Raw genomic sequence first — 22,037 nt, 5'->3', positions numbered from 1 at the left:
GTGGTGAGGGGATTTATCCCCGATGGGTTGCGCAGCAGCCCCGAAACCTGACATCCGAATCCACCTGACTGACCGCGTGCATAGGTTTTGGGGCCGCTTCGCTGCCCATCGGGGATAAATCCCCTCACCACAGGTTTACTTCTCAGATTGAGGGTCGGATTCAAAAGCGTGTACTCCCTTCGATCGGCACCGCTTTGATAGCCGCGCGGGGGCCCGAAGCAGGAACTGGGCTAGGCACCCCCTGCGCCGCCGTTGGCAACTGCGGCGCCTGCATGTCCGGCATCGCCCAGCTGCGTTCCGGTTGCAGCCCGCCCTGGGCGCGGCGCATGAAGTCGTAGCGGTTGAGGGTGATGCTGCGCCCCGCTTCGCTGTCGCGGATGATGTACGGGCGCAGGAACACCATCAGATTGGTCTTGGTGATCGCCCGGCGTTCGTTGCGAAACAGCGCGCCGATCCCCGGCAACGTCCCCAGCCACGGTACCGCTTCATTGCTCTGGCTGTAGCCGTCCTGCAGCAAGCCGCCGAGGACCATGATCTGCCCGTCGTCGAGCAGGATGCTGGTATCAATCGCACGTTTGTTGGTCACGATCCCCGCCGACGTCGCGCTGGCCGACGCACGTTCGTCGATGCTGCTGACCTCCTGATAGATATCGAGCTTGACCGTGCCGCCCTCGGAAATCTGCGGCCGCACGTTGAGCTTCAAACCCACCTCTTCACGGGTCACGGTCTGGAACGGGTTGTTGCTGGTCCCGCCGCCACCAGTAACGTAGCTGCCGCTGACAAACGGAATGGTCTGGCCGACAAAAATACTCGCCGCTTCGTTGTCCAGCGTCAGCAGGTTCGGCGTCGACAGCACGTTGGTGCCGCCCTTGCTCTTCAGCGCCCGGGCCAGCACTTTCAGGTCGAGGATCTTGCCGATGCCGGGGATGTCCACCGTGCCGTTGACGTAACCGAGGTTCAAGCCCTGCGGCAGCACATCGAGACTGGTCTTGCCGTTGAGGTTGATCCCCGACCCGCCAAGATTCGCCCCGCCGATCACACCTTTACCGCCGAGATTGCCGGTCTGCCACTGCACACCGAATTCGCTGGCATCGTCCTCGCCGACCTCAACAATCAGGCTCTCGATCACCACTTGCGCGCGGCGCTGGTCGAGCAGGTCGATCACCTCGCGCAGGTTGCGATACAACGGCTCCGGCGCGGAAATCAGCAAGGTGTTGGTGGTGGCGTCAGCCTGAATCGTCACCCCGCCCGCGCTGAACGCGACGTTCTGCTCACTGGCCTGACTGCCGCCGCTGCCGGTCGAACTGCTGCCCTGCGCGTAACTGCCGCCGGTGCTGCCGGTGCTCGACGTGGTCGAGGTGTTGCCGCTGGTTTGCGTGCCGCTCTGCGCGCTCGAACCGCCATTGTTGTTGCCATTGCTGCCCATGGCACTGAGCACCGAGCGCGCACTGTCGCTGGTGCCGCTGTCGCTCTCGCCAGTCAGCAGCCCGCGCAGGGCCTGCGCCAGTTTCGCCGCTTGCGCGTTACGCAGATAAACCACGTGCAGGTTGCTTGGATTGCTCTGCGCGTTGTCGAGTTTGTAGATCAGGTTGCGCGCCAGCTCGGTGCGCTCGGGGCTGCCAGCGCGGATGATGATGGTGTTGGAGCGCGGGTCGCCGATCACCGCGATTTTCTGCGTCGGATCGTTGCCCGGCGCGTCGAGCAGATCGGCGACCATCGGCGCGATGTCGGCGGCGATGCCGTTCTGGATCTGCACCACATCGGTGTCAATCGCGCTCGGGGTGTCGATGGTCTGGATCAACTGAGCGACGCGCGTGAGGTTCTCGGCGTAATCGGTAACCACGATGGTGTTGTTGCCGGGGTAGGCATTGATCGGGTTGTTCGGCGACACGATCGGGCGCAACACCGGAATCAGGTTCACCGCGTTTTCGTATTGCAGGCGGAAGGTGCGGGTGAGCATCCCGTTGCCGGCGGGTTTGTCCGGGCTGTAGATCGGCCCGCCGAGCAGTTTCGCGTCAGCCTCCGGCACCACCTGCGCGACACCGCCGACATCGACCACGCTGAAACCCTGCATGCGCAACGCCGCGAGCAGCATGTCGTAGGCCTGGCGTGCCGGCACCTGACCTTCCGAGACCAGCGTCAGGCTGCCCTTGACCCGAGGGTCGACCAGAAACTGCTGGCCGGTGGAACGCGACAACGCGCGCACCACCGCTTGAATATCGGCATCGACAAAATTCAGCGTCACCGGTTGATCGCCCAGCGGATTGCTCGGCAGTGCGCTGCCGCGTGGGGCGCCGCCACTGCGTGCGCGTTCGGTGATGTTGTGCATCTGCCGTGGTTGCGGCGCGGTTTGTGCCTGGGCGCGTTGCCGATCGAGCAGCGCATCACCGCTGCGCTGGGTGTTGGCCAATGGCCGACCGAGTTCGCTGTCCACCAGCAACGGCGGCTGGTTCGGCGGCGTGGTGGTGTTGCTGCACGCGCTCAACGCCATCAGCAGCATCGGCAACGCCAGACGTGCCGGTTTGGATCCTGACCCCTTCATGAAGCTTCCTTAGCGCCCAGCGCCTGATCCATGCGAACGGTGCCTGACAATGTGCCGGCAGTGACTTCGGTCGAAGCGTTGTCGGCGCGTTGCAGACGGGCCTCGACCACTTGCAGAGAAAGTTGTGCCGGGGTGCTCAACAGCCAGTCGAGCACGGCATCGGCTGGCGCCGCGTCGAACGTCAGTTGCCAGGCGCCGGCCTCTCCGGCTTGCAATTGGTAATGCCCGGCCAGGCCGCTGGCCTGTAGCGTCTGTTCAAGAGACTGCGCAAGACTTTGCCCTTGCGGACGCACACTGACCTCGCGCAACAGCACTTCCAGCGCTTCGGTCTGCGCGCGCAACTTCGGCGTTTCGGCTTGCCAATAAGTGATTTTTTTCAGCGGCGGCTGGATCAATGCCACCCACACCAACAGCGACAGCAGCACCACCGCCATGCCGCCTACCATGCGTTTTTCGCGCAGGGTCAACGCTTGCCAGCGCACCTGCAACTGAGCGCTGAAACGCTGCCAACGGGCGCGATAAACCGCGAGCGATGCCTTATTCATCTTCTGCTCCGTTGTCGTCAGCGCTTTCGTCGGGAGTGCTGACTTCGTCGCTCGGGCGCAGCAGCCAGCCTTCATCATCGGCCGTCGCACTGATCCCGACCTGGGCTAATGCGGCTTGCCAATCCTTGTCCCTGTCATTGGCGCCGCGCCGGGCATCGGCCAGCAGACTCAACTGCAAGCTGCCATCGACAAACGTCAGGCGCTCGACTGTGCCAGCCATGAACGGCATGCCACTGCCGGCCTGCAACACCAGCCGATTGAACGGCTGCGCCGGATCCTCCGCCGCGCCCTTCTGCCGCGCCGCCAGTTGCTGACGCGCCTGCTGCAGCGGATTGAGGATCACCGGCAACTCGGGAAACGCCTGCTTCACCCGTTGCGCCATCTGCGCCTTGAGCTGCTGGCCCTGACTGGCTTCGCGGGCGGCATACAGGTTCAAGCCGATGACCCACACCGCCACCGCCAATGCGCACAGCCCCAGCGCCCGGCCCCAACCGCGATGCTCGCGGCGCTGCTGTTGCACCGCGCCCTGCAGGCCCCAACCGGGCAACGGCCCGGTCCAGCGCTGCACCTCGGCCATCGGCAATTGCGCTTCCGCCGGCGCTGCCGAGCCGATCCAGTGCAGCGGCGTGCCGCAGCTCAGCAGCCAATCGCCAATCTCGTCGTCGAACAGCGGCTGCACCCGCGCCACCTGCACGCTTTCGCGCAGCAACAAATGGCCGTCCTGCCGACAGGCCACCGTGCCCGGCAGCACCGGCAAGCTGTACGCCGCCGGATACAAGCCGCGCAGATTCAGCCCGGCCTGCTTCAGCAATTGCCCCAGATGCTGCAAGCGCTGATGCGGCGCCCAGGCGATCTGCACCTGCCCCGCTTCATCCCGCGAACTGTGAGCGATGTGCATGTCGTTGCTGTCGCCGAGCATCAAGGCCTGTGCCGCGCATTGCACCGCCGCTGCGGTCTTGTTCGCTGGCAACGGCGGCAGGTCGATGCTCGCCAGCAGGCTGTCCGCCGGGTGCAGAAAAACGCTCAGCGGGGGCTGCTTCGCTGACTGCCCCAGTTGAGTAAAGGTCAGACGCTGCTCACGAATGACCTGCCCCTGACGGTCCAGCCACACGCAGTCCATTTCACTGTCGAGACTCAACCCCGCCAGTGGCGGCAAACTCACACGCAACTGACTCATACGCCCACCCGCGACCAGATCACTTGCGGCAGACGATCCTCGCTGCGGTGCAACAACGCATCGAGACTGACCCGACGCTGATCACGCCGCGCCTCGCCGCGCAGACGAAACCAGTCACTGGTGATGCCGACCTTGACGCTGGTCAGCTCCAGAGTGGGCATGCGCAAGCGGTTGACGAAATCGCCACGGTTGATGAACCAGCGCCCGGCGTCACGCTCATTGATCAGCGCCTGCGCCCGCTCCAGCGACAACCCCGGCACATACGCGGCCAACACCGGCGCAGTGGCGGTGTTGCCATTGAGCCAAGTGGTGGCCGGGATCACCGTCAGGTACGGCGCCAGTTTGCCGATGACCGCCTCATTCACGCCCTCGACGCTGCGCAAATCATCGACACTGCGCAGCATCGGCAACTTCGGATTCTGTGGCTTGCGCGAAACATTCGGCGACGTGGCGCGGCCACTGTCAAAGGCGTTTTTGCTCGTGGTGTTCTCGGCTATTTGCGGGTTCAACAGATACGGATAAGAGCCAATCACCCGCTGACTGATGCGCTGACTTAACCCGGCACTGATGCCGATCAACTCGCACAGCCGCTGAAACGCCTGCACCTGCGCTTCATCGACACGCTCGTTGGCCACCAGATTGCGCAGGTTGAACTTGCCCTGCTCATCCTCCAGCCGCCCCTCGAAGCCTTGCGCATTCAAGCGCTGCGCCCATGGCTGATCGAGCCGGGTCAACGGATCACGCTGCCGCGCATCCCAGAGCAATTGCCGGCTGATCTCCAGACCACCGTGCAACACCCAGCGCCCCTGCACACGCTGCTGATCCGCTTCCAGCGCACGGGTCGAAACGCTCTGCCGCGTCAACATCCCCGCCGCAATCACCGCGACCACCGCCGCGATCAACAGCGCACTGATGATCGCCATCCCCTGCTGGTTCGATTGGCTGTTCATCACCGGCCTTACAGCTGCCAGGAACCGATATCGGCATTCACGCCGTCGCCGTCAGGCTGACCGTCGGCACCGAGGGAAAAGATATCGATCTCGCCATTCGCGCCGGGGTTGAGGTACTGATAAGGACGACCCCACGGGTCATTCGGCAGACGCTCCAGGTACGAACGCCAGTTACTGTTCTTCGCATCCGCCGGCCGCTCCACCAGCACTTTCAAACCCTGAGTCATGCTCGGATAAGTGCCGTGATCGAGACGATACAACTTCAGCGCCTGCATCAAACCGCCAATATCCTGCTTGGCCGCCGTGGCCCGCGCCTGATCCGGCCGATCGAGCACCTTGGGCACCACCATCGCCGCCAGAATCCCGAGAATAACCACCACCACCATGATCTCGATCAGGGTAAAACCCTGCTGCCCGCGGGGCATCCGGCTCGGTCGCTTGGGCTGTTTGAACTGCGCGATATCCATCTCGACATTCCCTTGGCTTGATTCGATTCGACGCGCAGTGTTGCAAGAAGATATGTCAGGGATGTTGAAAATCCTCGGGAGTTTTCGTCGTCAAGCCGTCAAGGACGCGGGTTAGGGTCGAGGGCTGAGTTAGAGTTTTGGGCCTGTTATGCCGACGCGTTCCCGAGAAAGCGGATTCACCCTGATTGAAGTGCTAGTGGCGCTGGCGATCATTGCTGTGGCGATGTCGGCAGCTGTGCGTGTGGCGGGGTTGATGACGCAGAGCAGCGGGATTTTGCGGGATCGTTCGGTGGCGATGATTGCGGCGCAGAGCCGGATGGCCGAGCTGCAACTGGAAGGTCGATTGCCGACCGGTGTGAAAGCCGTTGATTGTGATCAGGGACGCCTGCTATTGCGCTGCGAACAAGCCATCGCCACAGCCGAAAACGGCCGATTGCTCAAGGTCGGCATCCAGGTCTTCAACCGCAACCAAGACGCCCCGCCCCTGGCCCGCCTGGAAACCCTATTGAATCGCCCCCTGTAGGAGCTGCCGAAGGCTGCGATCTTTTGACGTTGATCTTTTAGAACCAAAATCAAAAGATCGCAGCCTCCGGCAGCTCCTACACAAAAATCTCAGGCAACGGAATTGGGCGCATGCACCATCGCCATCGCCAACAAACCAACGCCCCCAGACTCCAACGTCGTACAAAACATCTTCGACCAACATAAAACCCTGTGGGAGCGGGCTTGCCCGCGAAGGCGCCAGAATGGCCGACGTAAAATCGGGGGCGGATTTACTTTTCCTGCAATGCGCAATGCCTTAATGATGATTGCCTGTCGAATGCCCGATCATTTCCAGAGGATGGTATCGGCCGGAAGCAGTCAGCGCATGACAATGGTATTGTCCACTCCTTTTCATTGTTTCTGACAGATTATGAATAGAGTCAAACTTTCAATCCGGGCCGTTACTCCGGCACCAGGCATCCCTGAATCCATGGATACCTGACATGGCCAACACAACGCAAAACGCGAGATTAAATGAGTTGCTGGGCATGAGCGAAGCCAGTATTGACAGGGCTAAGTCCAACACAGACTTATTGAAGGTGATCCATCAGTTCGTCTCCTACGATGGCCCGCTCGAATTCGATCGCACACGCGCATGGTGGTTTTTCGGCACTGGCCTGCTCTTGCTTGCGAGCGCTGTGGCTCTGTATTGGCTTGGGAGCATCTATAGCGTCGCTCTGTTCTTTTACCGGTTGGAAGTTGATCCCGACTCGTTCGGCATGGGCACAGGTTTTTTTGGCATCGTGATTGCCGTTTGGAGTCTGGCATGGATGAAAACCACATCTGATCGGTTGCCGTCGCTCAGTAAAAGAATTGCTCGACTGTCATCCTACTTTCACAACGGACTGACCTTCCTGAGAGAAGACTCGGCCACGACCCTCAAGAAACTGGACACAGAATTTGGTGATTATCGCCGGGGCGACTACAGCCGCGAGTTGGTCGAGTCGATACGGGGTGTATTTACCGGCACGATGCGCAACCTCCCTTACACATACCGCCAACTGCACTATGTCAACAAACGAGAGGTGAACACCACGGTTACCGACGAGAAGGGCAATACCAAAACGGAGACTCGAGTGGTGTATGACCACTATGACCGGTACAGTTTGGTCATCGACTTTCCTTGGGTGACCGGAATATCGGTCAGATCTGATTACCAGTCAGAGAACGACTATTCGCACCTCATGGATACGGCTTCGCCGGATTTCAATAAAGCGTTCCGTTTGACCGGACTCAGCGAGATGCTCTGTGCGAAATTTATCAAGCCTTCGACGGTGCTGCACTTGCTGAAGCTATTCGACATTCTCGATCGTCCGAACCTGGAGTTCGGGGAAAGTGGAAAGCTTTGCCTCAGCTTCGCGAGCAGCGACCTATTCGCGTTCGGTACTGAGTATTCGCTGGCTTCACCCAAAAGGTTTTACTCAGAAATATCTGCGGGTGTCGATCTGCCGCGCCTGATGTCTGCGCTCCATTGGAGCCATGCACTCAGTGAGCTGCACGATGACAACTTTACCTCCTCGCTCCCAACAAACCGCCAAGAGAAGTAAGCAATGGACATTACCCTCATCCTCTCCGCTGTGATCGCTGTAGTCATAATCATCGCGGGCTTCAGCATCTACAACGGCATTATTGGGGGACACAACCGAGTACAACGTGCCTGGTCGGACGTCCTCGTTTACGAACGCCAGAAGACCAAAGTTCTCGATCAGTTGCAAAAGGTGCTATCAGATTTCATGGTCTTTGAAGCCAGCCTCCTCGAAAAAATCGCCGGCCTTCGCAGCGCGGTCCACGCCCTTCCTGCTGGAGCAGACGGCAATGCCCTCACGAAAGTTGAAACCGCCTCGCGGGAACTGATGGGTGGCTTGCGCATTGCTTTTGAGGCCTACCCTGACCTGAAAGCATCCGAAGCCGCGAACAACATGATGCGTGAAATTGCCGAACAACAAGAAAACGTCGGCGCAGCCATCACCATCTACAACCGCAACGTCGAACTGTTCAACAACACCATCGAGATGTTCCCTGGCTCGGTCGTCAACGGCCTGTTCAACAAGAAAACGCGTGTGACGCCATTCTCCGATACCGAGGCCTCGCAGGGTTTTTCTTACACCCCGAATTTCTAACCCGCGCCATGCGTCGAATCCATCACCCGTGAGGGTGATGGTCGATCACCTGCCTGCTTGAATAAATCCGCCGCTGATTTTTCCAAGCGCGATGCTGAAAGCAGCAGAAAACAAGATGAACACGGCGCGGGGGAGTAACCGACTCGCTCCCACAGGTTTCAGCGCCGAACACAACATCCAAAACCAACCCAAAACCCTGTAGGAGCCAGCCTGCTGGCGATAGCGGAATATCAGGCAGCAGAAACAGCGCATGTGTCATTACCATCCCTGCCCGCCCTACTCCGCATCACCCCGGCAACTGCAAATTATCCAACGCCCGATTCACCGCCAACTCACCGAGCATGATCAACTGCGCAATCCCCGCCAGCGCATGACGCTGCGACACCGGCAACAAGCTGGCGACGTTCTGCGCGAGGGTTTTGGCCGAAGCGAGTGTTTCACTGGCATCGACCAGCAGTTCTTCGGTTTTGTTGTCCGCCGTCACGGCATACATCCCACGGTGTTTACGTGGCGGCGGCGTGGAACCGGGCGGACAGAGGTAATGGTCGAGCGCGCGATCGGCGGCTTCGTGGAGTTTTTTTGAGTCGATGGATTCGTAAGGGGAAACCGAGGCGGTTTCGGGAGGGTTGGGTGTTGGTTTGATCATGGTGAAGCTCCTTGATTGCTGGAGCCGCCACGGTTCGCTGCGAAACGACGGAGGTGGCAGCTGTACGCAGGTTCGCAGACCGGGAATCAAGGAACCCGGCATACCCGAAGGTATCCCGCGCACAGCCGCCATGAAGCACCATTGCCAGAAATGGCAACGATTGGGAGCGCTGTGCGCCTTGATTGATCCGGGCTGCGAAACCCGATCGCTGATTCGTCAGCGACCGAACCACAATAGAACCCACCCCAAAGGCGCACAAGCCAGCGGATTCTGGCGTAGCTGTAGGCAACGGCGCAAGGATGTGTAGCCTGGGAGAGTGTCTGGAGATGTCTTTTTAAACGCCGACGTTTATCGAGGCATTACTGCGGTACCTCCCAACTAAAAAATCTAGCCCATTACCGGCAATTTTCCCGCGCACAAAGCGTAAACCCAGTCGGGGCGCAAAGGCATTGCGAGCAACCCGACAGAAGCCACTCACAAACAGTCAATCAAAAAATTGTAAGAAATGTTGAGCGCAACTTTTGCCTCAGGCATTCTGTGCGAAGCAAAAGTACATTGGTGGTAGATTTCCGCATTCCTCCCCCAGGGCGCATTTTCTAGCTCCCCCAAACGCTCGCCCTACGTACTTTCTCAGTGGCCGGAATGTCGATTTCTAATCCAATCAGGCCAAGGACATCTGAATCTTTGAAAAGGAACTTCCCGTGAGTGGCAAACCTGCAGCCCGCGTCACAGATCCCACCAATTGCCCGCTCCCGGGGCATGGCACTAATCCAATTGTCAGCGGCTCGCCCAATGTCAATTTCGACGGTCTTCCCGCCGCTCGGATGACCGATAAATCCGCCTGTGGTAGCCCGATCACTGGAGCGGTCAGCTCTACGGTTTTTATCAACGGGCTGAACGCCGCTACTCAAGGCAGTACCGGTGGCCACGGCAACGTAGTTGTAGGTGGCTCGGGCACGGTCATCATTGGCGATACCGTCGGATCAGCGCCTTTCAGCGGTCTGACGTCGATGCCTGTGCACTTCAGCGACAAGTTCAGGCTTATTGACGACGAGTCAGGGGAGCCGCTAGCTAATCTTGACTACGCCATTCAGCGTGCTGACGGCAGCATTGAGCACGGTGTCAGCGATTCAATGGGGTATACGCACGTAATCAGCTCGCACCTCGCCGAAACGATCCAGCTGTTTTTGGAGGATTGAAAATGGATGTCAAAGTAAATAACGGAAGTTTCCCTCATGGCTGAAGTCATTAGCAAAAACGGCCGAAAAATGTCACCTGTAGCCACCCGAACGGTGACGCCTGTCAAAGACTCCAGCACTAAAGCTGTATCCGTAGACGCAAAGCAACAAAAGAGGCGTGCCGAGAATACGGAGTTCTTAAAGAATAAAAATGTGCAGGCCTTTCTGGATACGTTGGCACAAGTCGAGGGTGGCGATTATCACGCGAAATTCGGCTATGGTTGGGCAGCCGGCTGGAAATCCGGGAAGTGGACATTCAGTGATGAGTCTACTCACCCAGGTCCAGGTTTTGGTGGTTCAACTACAGCTTCAGGAAGGTACCAGATCACCAAAGCCACATGGTCGGAACTCTCCATCAAAGCAATGGGGCTATCTGACTTCAGCCCCGGAACGCAGGACTTGATTGCCGTTGAACTCCTGCGCAACGTGAGCGCGATCGAACCGCTGATCGGTGGCGACTTAAAAACTGCAGTTGGAAAAGCATCAAAAAAATGGGAAGCGTTGCCTATGGGGCCGGGCTTGGCAAATCGACCAATCAATGGAAAGCCTTCCGGCCAACCTTATACTGATTACGACGAAGTAGAAAAAATATATAAGGGCTTTGGCGGTACTGTTAAATGAAACTAAAAATATTAGCCACCAGCCTTTTGTGTTGCGTCAGTTCATTTTCTAGCGCAGCAGACGTTCCTATCAAAGAGGGAATGTCATTTACGCAAGCCCGGAAAGTTTTGATCAAAAATGGCTGGAAGCCGAATCCAACCTACTCAGGTGAATTCGGGATTGAAAGCATCATCCAAAGAAAAGGCTTCAATGAAATCGAGTCCTGCACAGAGGGCGTCCGTTTCTGCAGTTTCAACTACATCAAGAACGGAGATTGTTTAGGTGTAGGAACTGTGGGCGAAGAAGTCAAAGACATGAAAATTTATTCCTGGAACTTCAAATGCCCTGAAAAGGATTGAAGCCAGAAATCGACAACAAGGTGGGCGGCGCTTCCCGAAGGTCCAGGCAAGAAGAATCACTATCCTGCGCAACCTTACGCCGAGTATCCGGACTTTTTATCGACCTAAAAAGCTGCGGGAGGAACTGTCCAATGAAGGCTTCAACCCTGCTACTTGTCGCAGTTTATTGCATGGGAATCAGCGCAGCGTTCGCCGGTGACCCGCAGGCGTCAAACGACAAGCACGGGCCAGCAGGCATCGCAATCGGTGAGCGTTTGGTGGCGGCCAGGGCCAAGCTAGTCAAACAAGGTTGGAAGCCCATGTCGATGCACGCCACCGACGGCTATGAATACAGTGGCGTGGAGCGGGAGTTGGCTGCACACAAGCTCTTCGAACTGGATACCTGCTCATTCGATAGCTCGCGTTGCATTTTGTACTACTCGAAGAAAGGAACTTGCCTACGCGTTGATACCCTCGGTGAGCAATTCAGTGACATGACGGTGACGCGATGGACCCATGAGTGTCCTGAAGCGACTCAATAACCACACGAAGACGGCACGGTAATAATCAACTGCTCCCACAGGTTTCAGCGTTGTACACAACATCTGCAATCAGCATAAAACCCTGCTCGCGAAGGCACCAGAATGAACACCCGATCAATCACCAGGTGCCCCGACACCTACATCAACCCGGCAACTGCAAATTATCCAACGCCCGATTCACCGCCAACTCCCCAAGCATGATCAACTGCGCTATCCCAGCCAGCGCGTGACGCTGCGACACCGGCAACAGGCTAGCGACGTTCTGCGCGAGGGTTTTGGCCGAAGCGAGTGTTTCACTGGCATCCACCAGCAGCTCTTCGGTTTTGTTGTCCGCCGTCACGGCGTACATCCCCCGGTGTTTACGTGGGGGCGGCGTGGAACAGGGCGGACAGAGGTAATGGTCGAGCGCGCGGTCGGCGGCTTCGTGGAGTTTTTTTGAGTCGATGGATTCGTAGGGGGAAACCGAGGCGGTTTCGGGTGGGTTGGGTGTTGGTTTGATCATGGTGAAGCTCCTATAAGAATGGAGCCGCCCAGAACTGTCGCTAAACAGAAAGGTGGCGGCTGTACGCAGGTTAGCGAACCGGTTATAGGCACCCGGCAGACCCGAGGGTCTCCCGCATACAGCCACCATAGCGGAGTCGCAGAAATTGAATCTGCGACAAAGCATGGAACGCTTATGCACCTATTTATAAGTCGAGTCGCTAAACCCGATCGCTGATTCGTCAGCGACCGAACCACAATAGAACCCACCCCCAAGGCGCACAAGCCGGCGGATTCTGGCGTAGCTGTAGGCAAAGGCGCAAGGATATGTAGCCTGAGAGAGTGTCTGGAGATGTCTTTTTAAACGTTGGCGTTTATCGAGATTCCCCTGTGCCAACGGTGGGGGTTGAGCACACAAAGGAGCGCTAAAGGAAACCTGATTTCACAGCTGCTCCGAAGCTGATCATGACCAGCAGCAAACAAATCACGCTCCATTGCAGCGCGACTAACTTACGTTTAAGCGGGCCTGGGAAATTGGCTAGATCTTCGGAGCTTATCTCGCCCCTTTTCAGATAAAACCTGGGGAAGGTAACAATTCCCGAAATGCCACCCACGAGCAGAAGCTTTCCCCAAGGCCCGCCATGCCGAAGTGGAGCGCGAGTCATGATCGCTGGGCAGTTTTTCAGGTGCTCCAACATCAAATCCATCTTTGTGTAGGCGAGGTGTAAACACACGCCTATCCAAAGAATAATCCCCGCCAGATCAATCAGCGCGATGGACAGAAGTACCGTATCAGTAACGCTTAAACTCATTTGCCCGTCTCATAGATCTTCCCACTGACCCTTTACCTGATGCACCTGCGAGTGTTCAAACGAGGGTGAACAAACCTGATGTCCCGTTACTTGAGAACTCCTGATTTACCCAAAGCGACCAGCACAACCATCGCAGAAAGCAGCACTATTGCGCTCCATTGCATCCATACAAGTTTCTGCCTGAGTGAGACCGGAAAGCTCGCTACATCTTCGGTGCTGAGCGTGCCCCGTCTAATGTAGAAATTGGTAAACGTAACGAGACCAGAGGCGCCACCTACCAAAAGTAATCTGCCCCAAGCGCCTCCGTGCTTCAGCGCCGCTAACCTGGTGCCGGCAGAGCTGTTTTTGAGGTGCTCAAGGATCACGTCCATCTTGATGTGGGCAATGTAGAGGGCAATCCCGATCCAGATGATCATCGAGATAATCACTACACCACACAACCCTCCAACTATCAGTTCAGCGGTATTCATTTAGTCACCTCGTAAATCACTTCGCCGAACATTTCACCGCCGGCCCCTCCTACCGCCCCACCAGCAAATGAGCCTGCCGCTACAACTACCACGCCGCAAGCAAGGGTTCCCAATCCACCGGTAGGCACGCCGAGCCCCACGCAGATTGCACCGACCACAGGAGCAGTTAGCACTGCTCCTGTCATTGCGCCACCGGCCACCCCACCAATGAAGCTACCGCCCTCCGTGTATTTAATCTTTTCACAGGCGTCTTTGTTGCCTGCCGCACAGACTTCTTGAACCTTCATGTAAGACGCCCCGCCACCTACGGCTGTACCAATCCAGCCGCCGTACTTAACAACCTTGGCCGCTCTGGCGACACCTTCCGTATGAGTGGCGTAGCCAGGAATCTGCCCCGGAGCTCCCGCCAGACTCCAGTGATGCACCAGACTTTTGCTGGATATGCCGAGGGCTGATTTCAGGCTCGGATGATCAGGGAAGCCGATGCCCTTTCTGGTTAAACCGGTGAGTTGTCTATCGAGCTTGGCAAACAAACGTGCACGTTCTGCAAAGAACTCTGAACTACGCAAGTGACCGTCACGCTGAAAACTTTTCTGGTGCAACGCTTCGATTTCCTTCAGAGAGGTTTTCACGTCCTCCAGGTTCTTGGCGAAAATCGATTCACCCACACCGATTGATGTTGAACCTTGCGAAAGAATGGATTCAATCTCGCTCCGATAGCGAACCATGAAGCTGGCCTCTTCGTCGCTCATGGGTTTGAGTGCCGCATCCACCTTCTGAGCCGCTTCCATGAGCAACGCTTCTTCACGCGTGCACTGCGGATTGTTCGGATCACTCAACACGATAAGTTGACCGGGCTTGGCATAACCGGTGACGTGAGGGTTGAGGCGCGTGAACTTCTCAAGCGTCGCCCCATCCGGCTTATCGAACAGCGCAGCTTCTAGCGCAGAGCGTGGCATGACTTGCTGAACGATGTAGAAACCGGGTTCCGCTGGTGCCTTCGCAGCAGCCGGTTTCTCCGCCGGTTCCTCAGGGTATTCCGCCCAGTACTTGGCGTGCAGGTCGGTCGGTTCTACGCCGCGATAGACCTTTTTTCTTGGTGGGTTAGGTAGCGCGGGCCTTGGTACATTTCCATATTCACTCATGCATCATCCTTGTCATTTCGGGAATACTGACTTGAAGTTCTGACAGCCGCACGCTATCGGAAAGCCCAAGTGCAGGCTGTAGGACAAAGCCTAAAATGCTACGTCCTAGCTGCTGATTCCTGTCATTCGCGGGGTGCGCAGGATAACCGGTGAGGGGAAATGGTTGTATGGCAGCAGATGGCCATCTCGTAGCGTTACCAGATGAATTGCGTGCGTTGATCTATTTTTCACACCCGATGGCTGCTTTCGGCCAAAAGCTGCCACTGAATAATTTCGGCGATTCAGTCGTGGTGCCCCTTTGAGCAGGCCAGCTTTTTTGCAGGTAAATCGCTACTAACGACGCATAGCCCAACAAGGTTGGACAGATGTATGAGGCAGATTGATATCAATACGTAGGAGAGCATAATGGGTCTTTGAGATCTATCAGACGTGTGCGGCACTCCGATGGAGGACGCAGCGAAAGTCAAGGATGCAAGGATGATGGGATTTAACAAGTTACTAGCAAAGCTGCAAAATACCTCGACCTACAAACGTATCACCCGGCGATTTCATACGAAAAGCCCTTTGCGCAACAGTTTTGTTGATTTGGCACCTATCGATTTTGCCGACCAAGATGGCCTTTACCAAGAAGCGCTACGCTTTGCGATGTGCAATGCATCAATACGTAATGTGGCCATTACCGGCCCGTATGGGTCAGGCAAGACCAGCGTTATCAAAACATTCGAGAAAAACAGCCCTTACCGCTCTTTGAATGTTTCCTTAGCGACGTTCAGTGACCCAAACTCTTTGACCCCCCCTCTCCAAGATTCGCAGCAGATCGATGTCACCGTTAAAGTTGAAAGAAGTATCCTTCAGCAAATGCTGTATGGGGCGGGCTCTGGCACATTGCCCTATTCACGGTTCAAGAGAATTTCCAAGCCACGATGGGTCGATCTCAATGCGATCTTGTTCGTAGGGTGGATAGCCTCCGTCGGTATGTTGTATCAGAATCATGACAAACTTCTGAAGGCACTCAGCAACCAAACATTGGAATGGGTCTGGATATTCACCGCGGCGTATGTGCTCCTTTATCTGGCTCGAACTGTGTCAAAGGCAATTCAAGCCTCACATTCGCTGTCAGTCAAAAAGCTGTCTCTTCAAAGCGGTGAGGTTGAACTGGACGGAATACCCGAAAGTTCCATACTCAACAAGCACCTAGATGAGATTATCTACTTTTTTGAAGAAAATGATTATGATCTAGTCGTTTTTGAGGATTTGGATCGATTCGGCAATCCTGAGATATTTATTAAGCTTCGTGAAATAAACAAAATCATAAATGATCGCCCCAAGCGTAAAGGGACGCTTCCATTCCTAAGCAGAACACAACCGCTAAAATTTGTTTACGCCATTAAAGATGACATATTTCTAAACAAAGATCGGGCAAAATTTTTCGACTTTATTCTCCCTATAATTCCAATAATAAACAACTCTAACTCCCGAGAGGTTTTGAAAAGGAGCATTGAGTCAGCAGGTTATGGCATAGGAGTCCAAGATAGGTTTATTGGAGAAGTCTCGCTATATCTTGACGATATGAGGTTAATAAAAAATATAAGCAATGAATTTTTGATATATGAAAAGAAAGTCGGTTCCAGCAATCTTAACGTCAATAGACTACTCGCAGCTATAATCTATAAAAATGCATACCCTAAAGACTTTGAGAACTTGCATCATGGAGGCGGCGCATTACACGAAATAGTTCAGCGGCGTACCAGTATTTTGATACAGTCCGCCAGCAACATAGATTTCCAGATAGAGGAACTCAGAACGCTGATTCAAGAATCAGATCACGAAACCAGCACCGCCATTGTTGAGCTTGTTAAATTGTTTTGGGGGCATTTATGCTCAACATATAATGAATATGATATTGTAAGCGTGTACTCAGGCGAAACCCCCATTAACATCTCTCAACTTTTGGAGTGGAATAACTTTGAGAAAATTTTTCAGGAGAAAAATCTAAACTTACAGGTTCGCCAACGAAATCAATACAACAACTACGAACAAAGACTCCCTCTATCTTTGTCTTTTAAAAATCTAGAGGAGGCGATATTTCCCGGTACAACATTTACTCAGCGCCACAGGAGTATAACTAATAAAAAAGCTAAAAATAGAACAGAGCTCAATGCGCAAATCGAAAAGCTAAAGTCCGAAAAATCTTCTCTAGCCAGGCAACCGCTGTGCCAACTTTTAATGCTCTGTGGCTTTGAAATTTCAGATATAGCAAAGCAGCACAATATAGATGACCCTCGCCTGCTAAATTATTTTATTCGAAATGGACACATTGACGAAACATATCATCTTTACATTTCTACCTTTCACGAAGGTAGAATGTCTCGAAACGACTGGGATTTCATACTTTCAATTCGAGACTTTAGAACGCCTGACCCAGCATCGCAGGTTGATAACCCAGCGGAAGTCTTGGAGGAACTTAGGGAGGAGGATTTTGGCTCAGGTCACTCCCTCAATGTTCACCTGATTGATGAGCTTATCCAAAATGGAACGACCAATACTAAAAGAATACAGATGGTCCTTGATTACTTTTCCAACAGCCTTCCAGAATCACAAAAGTTCTTTGACGCTTACTGGCTAATTGGAAAAAATACCCCAGCTTTAACCCGAATCATTGCTCAATACTGGCCGGGATACGGTATGGCCGCTATCGATGCCTCTTCGGCGACACAACACGTCGCACGCATTATCGCTTACGTCGAGCCGGATTTTGTTGCAGAGCAAATGAATATCGGCAGATCGTTAAGTGACTACATTTCAAAACATGCGGCAGTTATATTTGCTGAGAATATCGTATTTGAAAAAAGCTTTCAGGCTCTTGAGCTTTTAAAAATCAAAATCGAACAAATCTCTGACTGCTCCCAAAATATTGCGCTAGTTAACTACGCACACCAACAAGACCTGTATCGAATTACGGCTGACAACATTAAATTTTTAGTTGAACAGTTCGGCGCACCTGTCCAGCAACAAGAACACTACACTAATCACCTTTTTGACCTAGAGAGCGCGAACTATACCGCGATACTCGAATCCGGAAGCGATTCATTAAAGTCGTACATTGATCGAAATATTAATTCTTATGTACGCGATGTTGCCTGTGCGATAGATAGCAATAATTCAGAATCTCCGAACGCCATTGTCCGTTTGTTAAATCACTCTGAAATTGATCCGGACATGGCTATTAAATTCGCCCTGCAGCAAGATCACGTTTTTGCGAACTTCGATGATTTACCTGCCTATCAATGGGACGAACTTCTATATAACGAGAAGGTAAATGTAACATGGCCTAACATTCTCAGGTTTTACGGACTTGATGATAGCGATAAGGATCGCTTAAATGAGATTCTTGGTCGCAATGCGGTCTACCAAGCGCTTTCTGAGCAAAAAATCCCCATCACCAAGGGTGAAGAAGAACTAGTCAAGAGCCTGTGCCGTTTCTTGATCTCCGACCATGCATTAAGTGAAGTAGGCTTTAGGGCTTTGTGCAAAAGCGTTCCATATCGTTATCAGTCGTTTCCTGAGGGCTTACCAGAAGAATTCTCAATAATCCTCATCGATCTGGAGGTTATAAAACTCAACGATATATCGTTCAGCGAGACGCAAAGTTCAGCGTCGCTCAGAGCAAAGCTTATAGAGAAAAGCTTCTTGGCTTATACAACTGCGATGGATAAATACCCTCTAAGCCAGGAAGTAATAACCCTGCTCTTGACTTCAACCCTTTCGATGCAACAAAAATGTTTTATCCTGGGGCACATCACCGTAAACGACCTCAGCTCGAATGCAGAACTGGCGAAGCACGTAAGTCAATTACTCGGGCGTGAAGATCTCATCGATAAAGATTTTGATCTCGGCATGATCTCTTATTGTCTCGCTAACGCCCCAAAAACACTGGAACGAAAAAACATCCTCTACAACTTCGTAGATATACTTCCCGAGGCCGAAATTATTAGTGCGATGTTAACTTTGGAATCGCCATTCGCTGATTTAGCAAAACGTGGCATGCGGCCGAAGCTCGAAAACACTGAAAGGAATAGGCGCTTTGCAAAGTCACTAGTCGACAGAAAGATAATTTCATCCCAAAAGCCGAACGGCGATCATATTAGATTAAACACGTTTAAATAAGGGGGCTTGGGATTCGGAAAATCAAGAGCTTGGATGCCCAAACCATTTGGTTGCGTGAAAAACGCCGAACAGAATCCCTAATAAATGCCCTCTACAATCAATATTACCCGATATCTGTTGTATTTTGAGGCCGCAATCTTCCCTAAGCATTCTCGTGGTGGACATCCGATTTTGGCCGTGAGTGGTCGATCGCGAATGTCCGCTTCTGGCCGATAGCGGACATTTTCGTCTACCCGTATCAGCTTGGGAGCGACACATGCACTCGCTTGCGTCTCGGCTGCTTGCCTTTGGAGGCCCTTGAACCGGCATTCAACTGAACAGCAAAAAAATAACGACTCCGATCCAACAAATCAGGGCCTCATAAGGCTCGGCAAAACCACCCCCTCCCCCAACCTCTCCACCCCCAGCCTAACCCTCTCCCCCCTCTGCTCAATCACCACCCCATCCCCCTCCACCGCCACCAACTTCACCCCAGGCCCCACCCGCTCCCCCTGCAAAAAACTCCTCGGCGGCCCATCGTTCAAACTCAAAATCGCCACCGCCCCGCGACTCCCCGCCATCACCCCACTCACCTTGATATCCACCGGCGCCGTTTGATTGGAAAACCACTGCAACGCCGGGCTATCACTGCGTGCCGCGAGCATTTGCGGTGGCGCCGGAGGGGTGTGGGATTCGGCGGAGGTCAGGAGCAGCGACGACCAGGTCGCGACGCCGACCAGGGCGGCGAGCAGTGCGAGGGCCTGGACGGTTTGCGGGGGGGATATGCGGGTGGTGAGCATCATGGGCTGAATCTCCTTTTAGTCCCTGCTGACAGGCTACGCGGCAATTCTCACGGTTTTATTTCACACGGCTTACATGTTGGCCGTGCAGGATGTTTTTTTGGGACGGGGCAGGACGCAAAGGAGCGCGCAACCGATGAAGGTGGGCAAGCAGCAGGGCTTTACGCTGATCGAGCTGATGGTGGTGTTGGTGATCATCGGGATCGCCAGTGCGGCGATCAGTCTGAGTATCAAGCCGGATCCGCTGCAGTTACTGCGCAAAGATGCCGAGCGTGTGGCGCAGTTGCTGCAAGTGGCGCAGGCGGAGGCCCGCGCGGATGGCCGGCCGATTGTTTGGCTGAGTGATGGCAAGGGCTTTCGGTTCAGTCGGCGCAGTGATAGTGGGCGGGGTTTTGAGCATTTCAAGGATGATCCGCAGTTGCGTCCGCGTACCTGGCAGAGCCCGAAGCTGGAGGTGCGGGTGGAGCCGAAGCAGAAGGTGGTGCTTAACGCCGAGTGGATTAATCCGCCGCTGCAATTGACTCTGTCTGATGGGCTCAATCGGCTGAGTGTGCTGCGTGATGCCAGTGGCAGGATCAGTGTGCAATGAACGATCAACGGGGCTTTACCCTGATCGAGGTGATGGTCGCGATTCTGCTGATGGCGGTGGTCAGTTTGATTGCCTGGCGCGGGCTGGACAGTGTGACGCGGGCGGACAGTCATTTGCAGGCGAGCAGTGAGCAGAGTGACAGTTTGTTGCGGGCGTTGAATCAGTTGCAGCGTGATGTGGAGATGCGCGCGGGGATTGAATTGACCGAGCCGAAGAAGGTTGGCGTGGATGATGAGCCGCCGAGTGCGCCGCCTGCGTTGACGGTGCGGAGCAGTGATAGCAAGGGGTTTCGGCTGGATATTATTCGCCGTGCGGCGGATCAGCCTGGGGCTTTGCAGCGGGTGCGGTGGTGGGTCAAGGGGGATACGTTGTATCGGGCGGTGGCTGAGGCGCGCAGTCGTTATCCGTTGCCGGCGCCGGGGGCTGGGGTGGCGGTGTTGCAGGGTGTGAGTGATGTGCAGGTGCGGGTTTGGGAGGTGGATAAGGGGTGGCGGCAGTTGAGTGGGAATCGGCGGGAGGATCCGATGGGGTTGGAGGTTCGGTTGACGCGGGAGACGGCGCAGGGGGTGGAGCGGTATCGGCAGGTGATGGGGCCGCTGCAATAATCTGAATCACTGCAAAAAACTGTGGGAGTGGGCTTGCTCGCGAATGCGGTGGGTCAGTTGATGATGATTTGGCTGAATGGACGCCTTCGCGAGCAAGCTCGCTCCCACAGTTGGATTGGGTTTGGTCAGTTGGGGAATGGTTGGCTTGTGAGCTGTCATCGCTGGTAGGTCAGCTCCCACAAGCCGGTAGATATTGGTCGGCTGTCGGGCCGTCATCGCGAGCAGGCTCGCTCCCACAGTTGGATTGGGTTTTGTCAGTTGGAGGGGGGTTGGCTGTTAGGGCGTCATCGCTGGCAAGCCAGCTCCCACAGGGATTGGTGGGGTTGGTGGGGTTGGGTTAGCTGAGGACGACTACTCCGCCGGGGAGTTCGGTGCATTTGACGCCGTAGGCGTCGCGGATCAGCAGGGCGACGCCGGCGAGTTGGTCGAGGCTGAAGCGGGCCTGGACGCGGCGTTGGCCGAGTTCGCGGTTGAGCAGCAGCAACATGCCGGGGCGGTAGCGGTTGATCTCGTCGATCATCTGGCTGAGGGTTGCGCCGTTGAACACCAGCACTTGTTGGCGCCAGTTCATCACTGCGGCTGTGTCGACGCTTTGCACTGCGCCCACTTGTTGCGCGTCGTAGGTCAGTTGCTCACCCGGCTGCAGGCGCAGGCTGCGGCCATCGACATTGATGTCCACCGAACCATCGAGGCACGTCACGCAGACCTGTTGATCCGTGTTGCGCAAATTGAACCGCGCTTGGCTCGCCCGCAACCACCCTCCCCCGGCCTGCATCGCCAATGGCAACCGCGCGGTCTGCACTTCAACCTCACCGCTGACCAGCTCAAAACCTTGCACACCATCATCGCCAGAGCGCTGGTTGATACGGGTCTGGGTGTTGAGCTCCAGGCTTACGCCGTCGGCCGGTTCGAAGCGCTTCTGCTGGCCGACTTCGGTGATGTAATCGGCGCCGAGCCCTTCAAAGCCACCGGGAATCGTCCCGCGTACCAGCAGGAACGCCGCCGATGCGGCAATCGCTCCACCGAGAAACGCCCGTCGGCCAAAGCGCCGAGGCGACTGCAGCATTTCAGCGGCAGGCTGCAGGTTGTGCCACAACACCTTGGCCTCTTCGAAAGCGCGGGCATATTCGGCGCTTTGCGCGCACCAGTCGCGCAAGGCCCGGGCGTCGGCCACAGTGGCGCGGCCGGAGGTCAGCAGGACCAACCAGTCGTGGGCTTCGCTGTGCAGATTGTCGGCCGCCGATGGCTCGGCAGGTGTCAGTCGAAAGATGTTCAAACGCGC

General features: G+C 55.4%; 22 protein-coding genes. 10 read left to right on the top strand and 12 right to left on the bottom strand.

Annotated features, from left to right (window positions below):
- Positions 1-160: 160 nt before the first annotated feature.
- The 5 genes from gspD to gspG are packed head-to-tail and all read right to left on the bottom strand — an operon-like array spanning position 161 to position 5,681.
- Positions 161-2,542 carry a type II secretion system secretin GspD gene (gene gspD, locus QRN61_RS12160; protein ID WP_285373868.1) on the bottom strand — a complete coding sequence of 794 codons (2,382 nt, stop codon included), beginning with the start codon at positions 2,540-2,542 and terminating at the stop codon, positions 161-163.
- Complete coding sequence (gene gspM / locus QRN61_RS12155; protein WP_285373867.1) at positions 2,539-3,087, bottom strand: type II secretion system protein GspM; 549 nt, start codon at positions 3,085-3,087, stop codon at positions 2,539-2,541. The genes gspD and gspM overlap by 4 nt, the downstream gene beginning before the upstream one ends.
- Entirely contained in the window at positions 3,080-4,264 is a 1,185-nt protein-coding gene (gene gspL / locus QRN61_RS12150; RefSeq protein ID WP_285373866.1) for a type II secretion system protein GspL, read from the bottom strand. The genes gspM and gspL overlap by 8 nt, the downstream gene beginning before the upstream one ends.
- The gene (gspK, locus tag QRN61_RS12145) at positions 4,261-5,214 is read right to left on the bottom strand and encodes a type II secretion system minor pseudopilin GspK (protein ID WP_285373865.1); all 954 of its coding nucleotides are present in this window, start codon (positions 5,212-5,214) and stop codon (positions 4,261-4,263) included. Before gspK ends, gspL begins: the two co-directional genes overlap by 4 nt.
- A gap of 8 nt (positions 5,215-5,222) precedes the next feature.
- On the bottom strand, positions 5,223-5,681 hold the full coding sequence (gspG, locus tag QRN61_RS12140) for a type II secretion system major pseudopilin GspG (protein ID WP_064587824.1): 459 nt from the start codon (positions 5,679-5,681) through the stop codon (positions 5,223-5,225).
- Between the two features lie 148 nt (positions 5,682-5,829).
- Here gspG and gspI point away from each other — a divergent pair, with 148 nt between their 5' ends.
- The 3 genes from gspI (at position 5,830) to QRN61_RS12125 (ending at position 8,344) form a co-directional block, all read left to right on the top strand.
- Entirely contained in the window at positions 5,830-6,204 is a 375-nt protein-coding gene (gspI, locus tag QRN61_RS12135; protein WP_285373864.1) for a type II secretion system minor pseudopilin GspI, read from the top strand.
- A gap of 463 nt (positions 6,205-6,667) precedes the next feature.
- A complete protein-coding gene (locus QRN61_RS12130) occupies positions 6,668-7,771 on the top strand; it encodes a hypothetical protein (protein WP_096797236.1) in 1,104 nt (367 codons plus the stop codon).
- 3 nt (positions 7,772-7,774) lie between these two features.
- The gene (locus QRN61_RS12125) at positions 7,775-8,344 is read left to right on the top strand and encodes a LemA family protein (protein ID WP_096797237.1); all 570 of its coding nucleotides are present in this window, start codon (positions 7,775-7,777) and stop codon (positions 8,342-8,344) included.
- Positions 8,345-8,630: 286 nt separating this feature from the next.
- Here QRN61_RS12125 and QRN61_RS12120 read toward each other — a convergent pair whose 3' ends face one another.
- Positions 8,631-8,990 carry a DUF6124 family protein gene (locus QRN61_RS12120; protein WP_096797238.1) on the bottom strand — a complete coding sequence of 120 codons (360 nt, stop codon included), beginning with the start codon at positions 8,988-8,990 and terminating at the stop codon, positions 8,631-8,633.
- Between the two features lie 701 nt (positions 8,991-9,691).
- On the opposite strand from QRN61_RS12120, the gene QRN61_RS12115 reads away from it, so the two are divergent.
- From QRN61_RS12115 to QRN61_RS12100, 4 genes are all read left to right on the top strand, one after another.
- Entirely contained in the window at positions 9,692-10,189 is a 498-nt protein-coding gene (locus tag QRN61_RS12115; protein ID WP_096797239.1) for a PAAR domain-containing protein, read from the top strand.
- A gap of 36 nt (positions 10,190-10,225) precedes the next feature.
- Positions 10,226-10,849, top strand: coding sequence for a lysozyme family protein (locus QRN61_RS12110; RefSeq protein WP_096797240.1), 624 nt, complete (start codon positions 10,226-10,228; stop codon positions 10,847-10,849).
- A complete protein-coding gene (locus QRN61_RS12105; RefSeq protein ID WP_257012806.1) occupies positions 10,846-11,187 on the top strand; it encodes a hypothetical protein in 342 nt (113 codons plus the stop codon). Before QRN61_RS12110 ends, QRN61_RS12105 begins: the two co-directional genes overlap by 4 nt.
- Positions 11,188-11,318: 131 nt before the next feature.
- Positions 11,319-11,708: a hypothetical protein gene (locus QRN61_RS12100; protein WP_096797242.1), complete on the top strand. Its 390-nt coding sequence runs from the start codon at positions 11,319-11,321 to the stop codon at positions 11,706-11,708.
- 142 nt (positions 11,709-11,850) lie between these two features.
- Here the strand turns inward: QRN61_RS12100 and QRN61_RS12095 are convergent, their stop codons facing one another.
- The 4 genes from QRN61_RS12095 to QRN61_RS12080 form a co-directional block, all read right to left on the bottom strand.
- Entirely contained in the window at positions 11,851-12,210 is a 360-nt protein-coding gene (locus QRN61_RS12095; protein ID WP_096797243.1) for a DUF6124 family protein, read from the bottom strand.
- Between the two features lie 403 nt (positions 12,211-12,613).
- Positions 12,614-13,000 carry a hypothetical protein gene (locus QRN61_RS12090; protein ID WP_096797244.1) on the bottom strand — a complete coding sequence of 129 codons (387 nt, stop codon included), beginning with the start codon at positions 12,998-13,000 and terminating at the stop codon, positions 12,614-12,616.
- An 86-nt stretch (positions 13,001-13,086) separates the two neighbouring features.
- Positions 13,087-13,470, bottom strand: coding sequence for a hypothetical protein (locus tag QRN61_RS12085; RefSeq protein ID WP_095136353.1), 384 nt, complete (start codon positions 13,468-13,470; stop codon positions 13,087-13,089).
- Positions 13,467-14,615 (bottom strand): hypothetical protein, encoded by a 1,149-nt coding sequence (locus QRN61_RS12080; protein ID WP_096797245.1) that lies wholly within the window; start codon positions 14,613-14,615, stop codon positions 13,467-13,469. Before QRN61_RS12080 ends, QRN61_RS12085 begins: the two co-directional genes overlap by 4 nt.
- 477 nt (positions 14,616-15,092) lie before the next feature.
- Here QRN61_RS12080 and QRN61_RS12075 point away from each other — a divergent pair, with 477 nt between their 5' ends.
- On the top strand, positions 15,093-18,782 hold the full coding sequence (locus tag QRN61_RS12075) for a YobI family P-loop NTPase (protein ID WP_285373863.1): 3,690 nt from the start codon (positions 15,093-15,095) through the stop codon (positions 18,780-18,782).
- A 350-nt stretch (positions 18,783-19,132) separates the two neighbouring features.
- Here QRN61_RS12075 and QRN61_RS12070 read toward each other — a convergent pair whose 3' ends face one another.
- A complete protein-coding gene (locus QRN61_RS12070; protein WP_096797247.1) occupies positions 19,133-19,564 on the bottom strand; it encodes a type II secretion system protein N in 432 nt (143 codons plus the stop codon).
- A 133-nt stretch (positions 19,565-19,697) separates the two neighbouring features.
- On the opposite strand from QRN61_RS12070, the gene gspH reads away from it, so the two are divergent.
- Together gspH and QRN61_RS12060 are read left to right on the top strand one after the other, a co-directional pair.
- The gene (gene gspH, locus QRN61_RS12065) at positions 19,698-20,150 is read left to right on the top strand and encodes a type II secretion system minor pseudopilin GspH (RefSeq protein WP_115989614.1); all 453 of its coding nucleotides are present in this window, start codon (positions 19,698-19,700) and stop codon (positions 20,148-20,150) included.
- Entirely contained in the window at positions 20,147-20,755 is a 609-nt protein-coding gene (locus tag QRN61_RS12060) for a type II secretion system protein GspJ (protein WP_285373862.1), read from the top strand. Before gspH ends, QRN61_RS12060 begins: the two co-directional genes overlap by 4 nt.
- Positions 20,756-21,092: 337 nt before the next feature.
- Here the strand turns inward: QRN61_RS12060 and QRN61_RS12055 are convergent, their stop codons facing one another.
- The gene (locus tag QRN61_RS12055; RefSeq protein ID WP_285373861.1) at positions 21,093-22,031 is read right to left on the bottom strand and encodes a FecR family protein; all 939 of its coding nucleotides are present in this window, start codon (positions 22,029-22,031) and stop codon (positions 21,093-21,095) included.
- Between the last annotated feature and the right edge of the window lie 6 nt (positions 22,032-22,037).

Origin of the sequence: Pseudomonas sp. lyk4-TYG-107 (assembly GCF_030209055.1) — a bacterium.
In the GTDB taxonomy this organism is placed as follows: domain Bacteria; phylum Pseudomonadota; class Gammaproteobacteria; order Pseudomonadales; family Pseudomonadaceae; genus Aquipseudomonas; species Aquipseudomonas putida_A.
The sequence above is the reverse complement of the archived record's forward strand: the minus strand, read 5'-3'. Positions and strand labels throughout refer to the sequence as shown.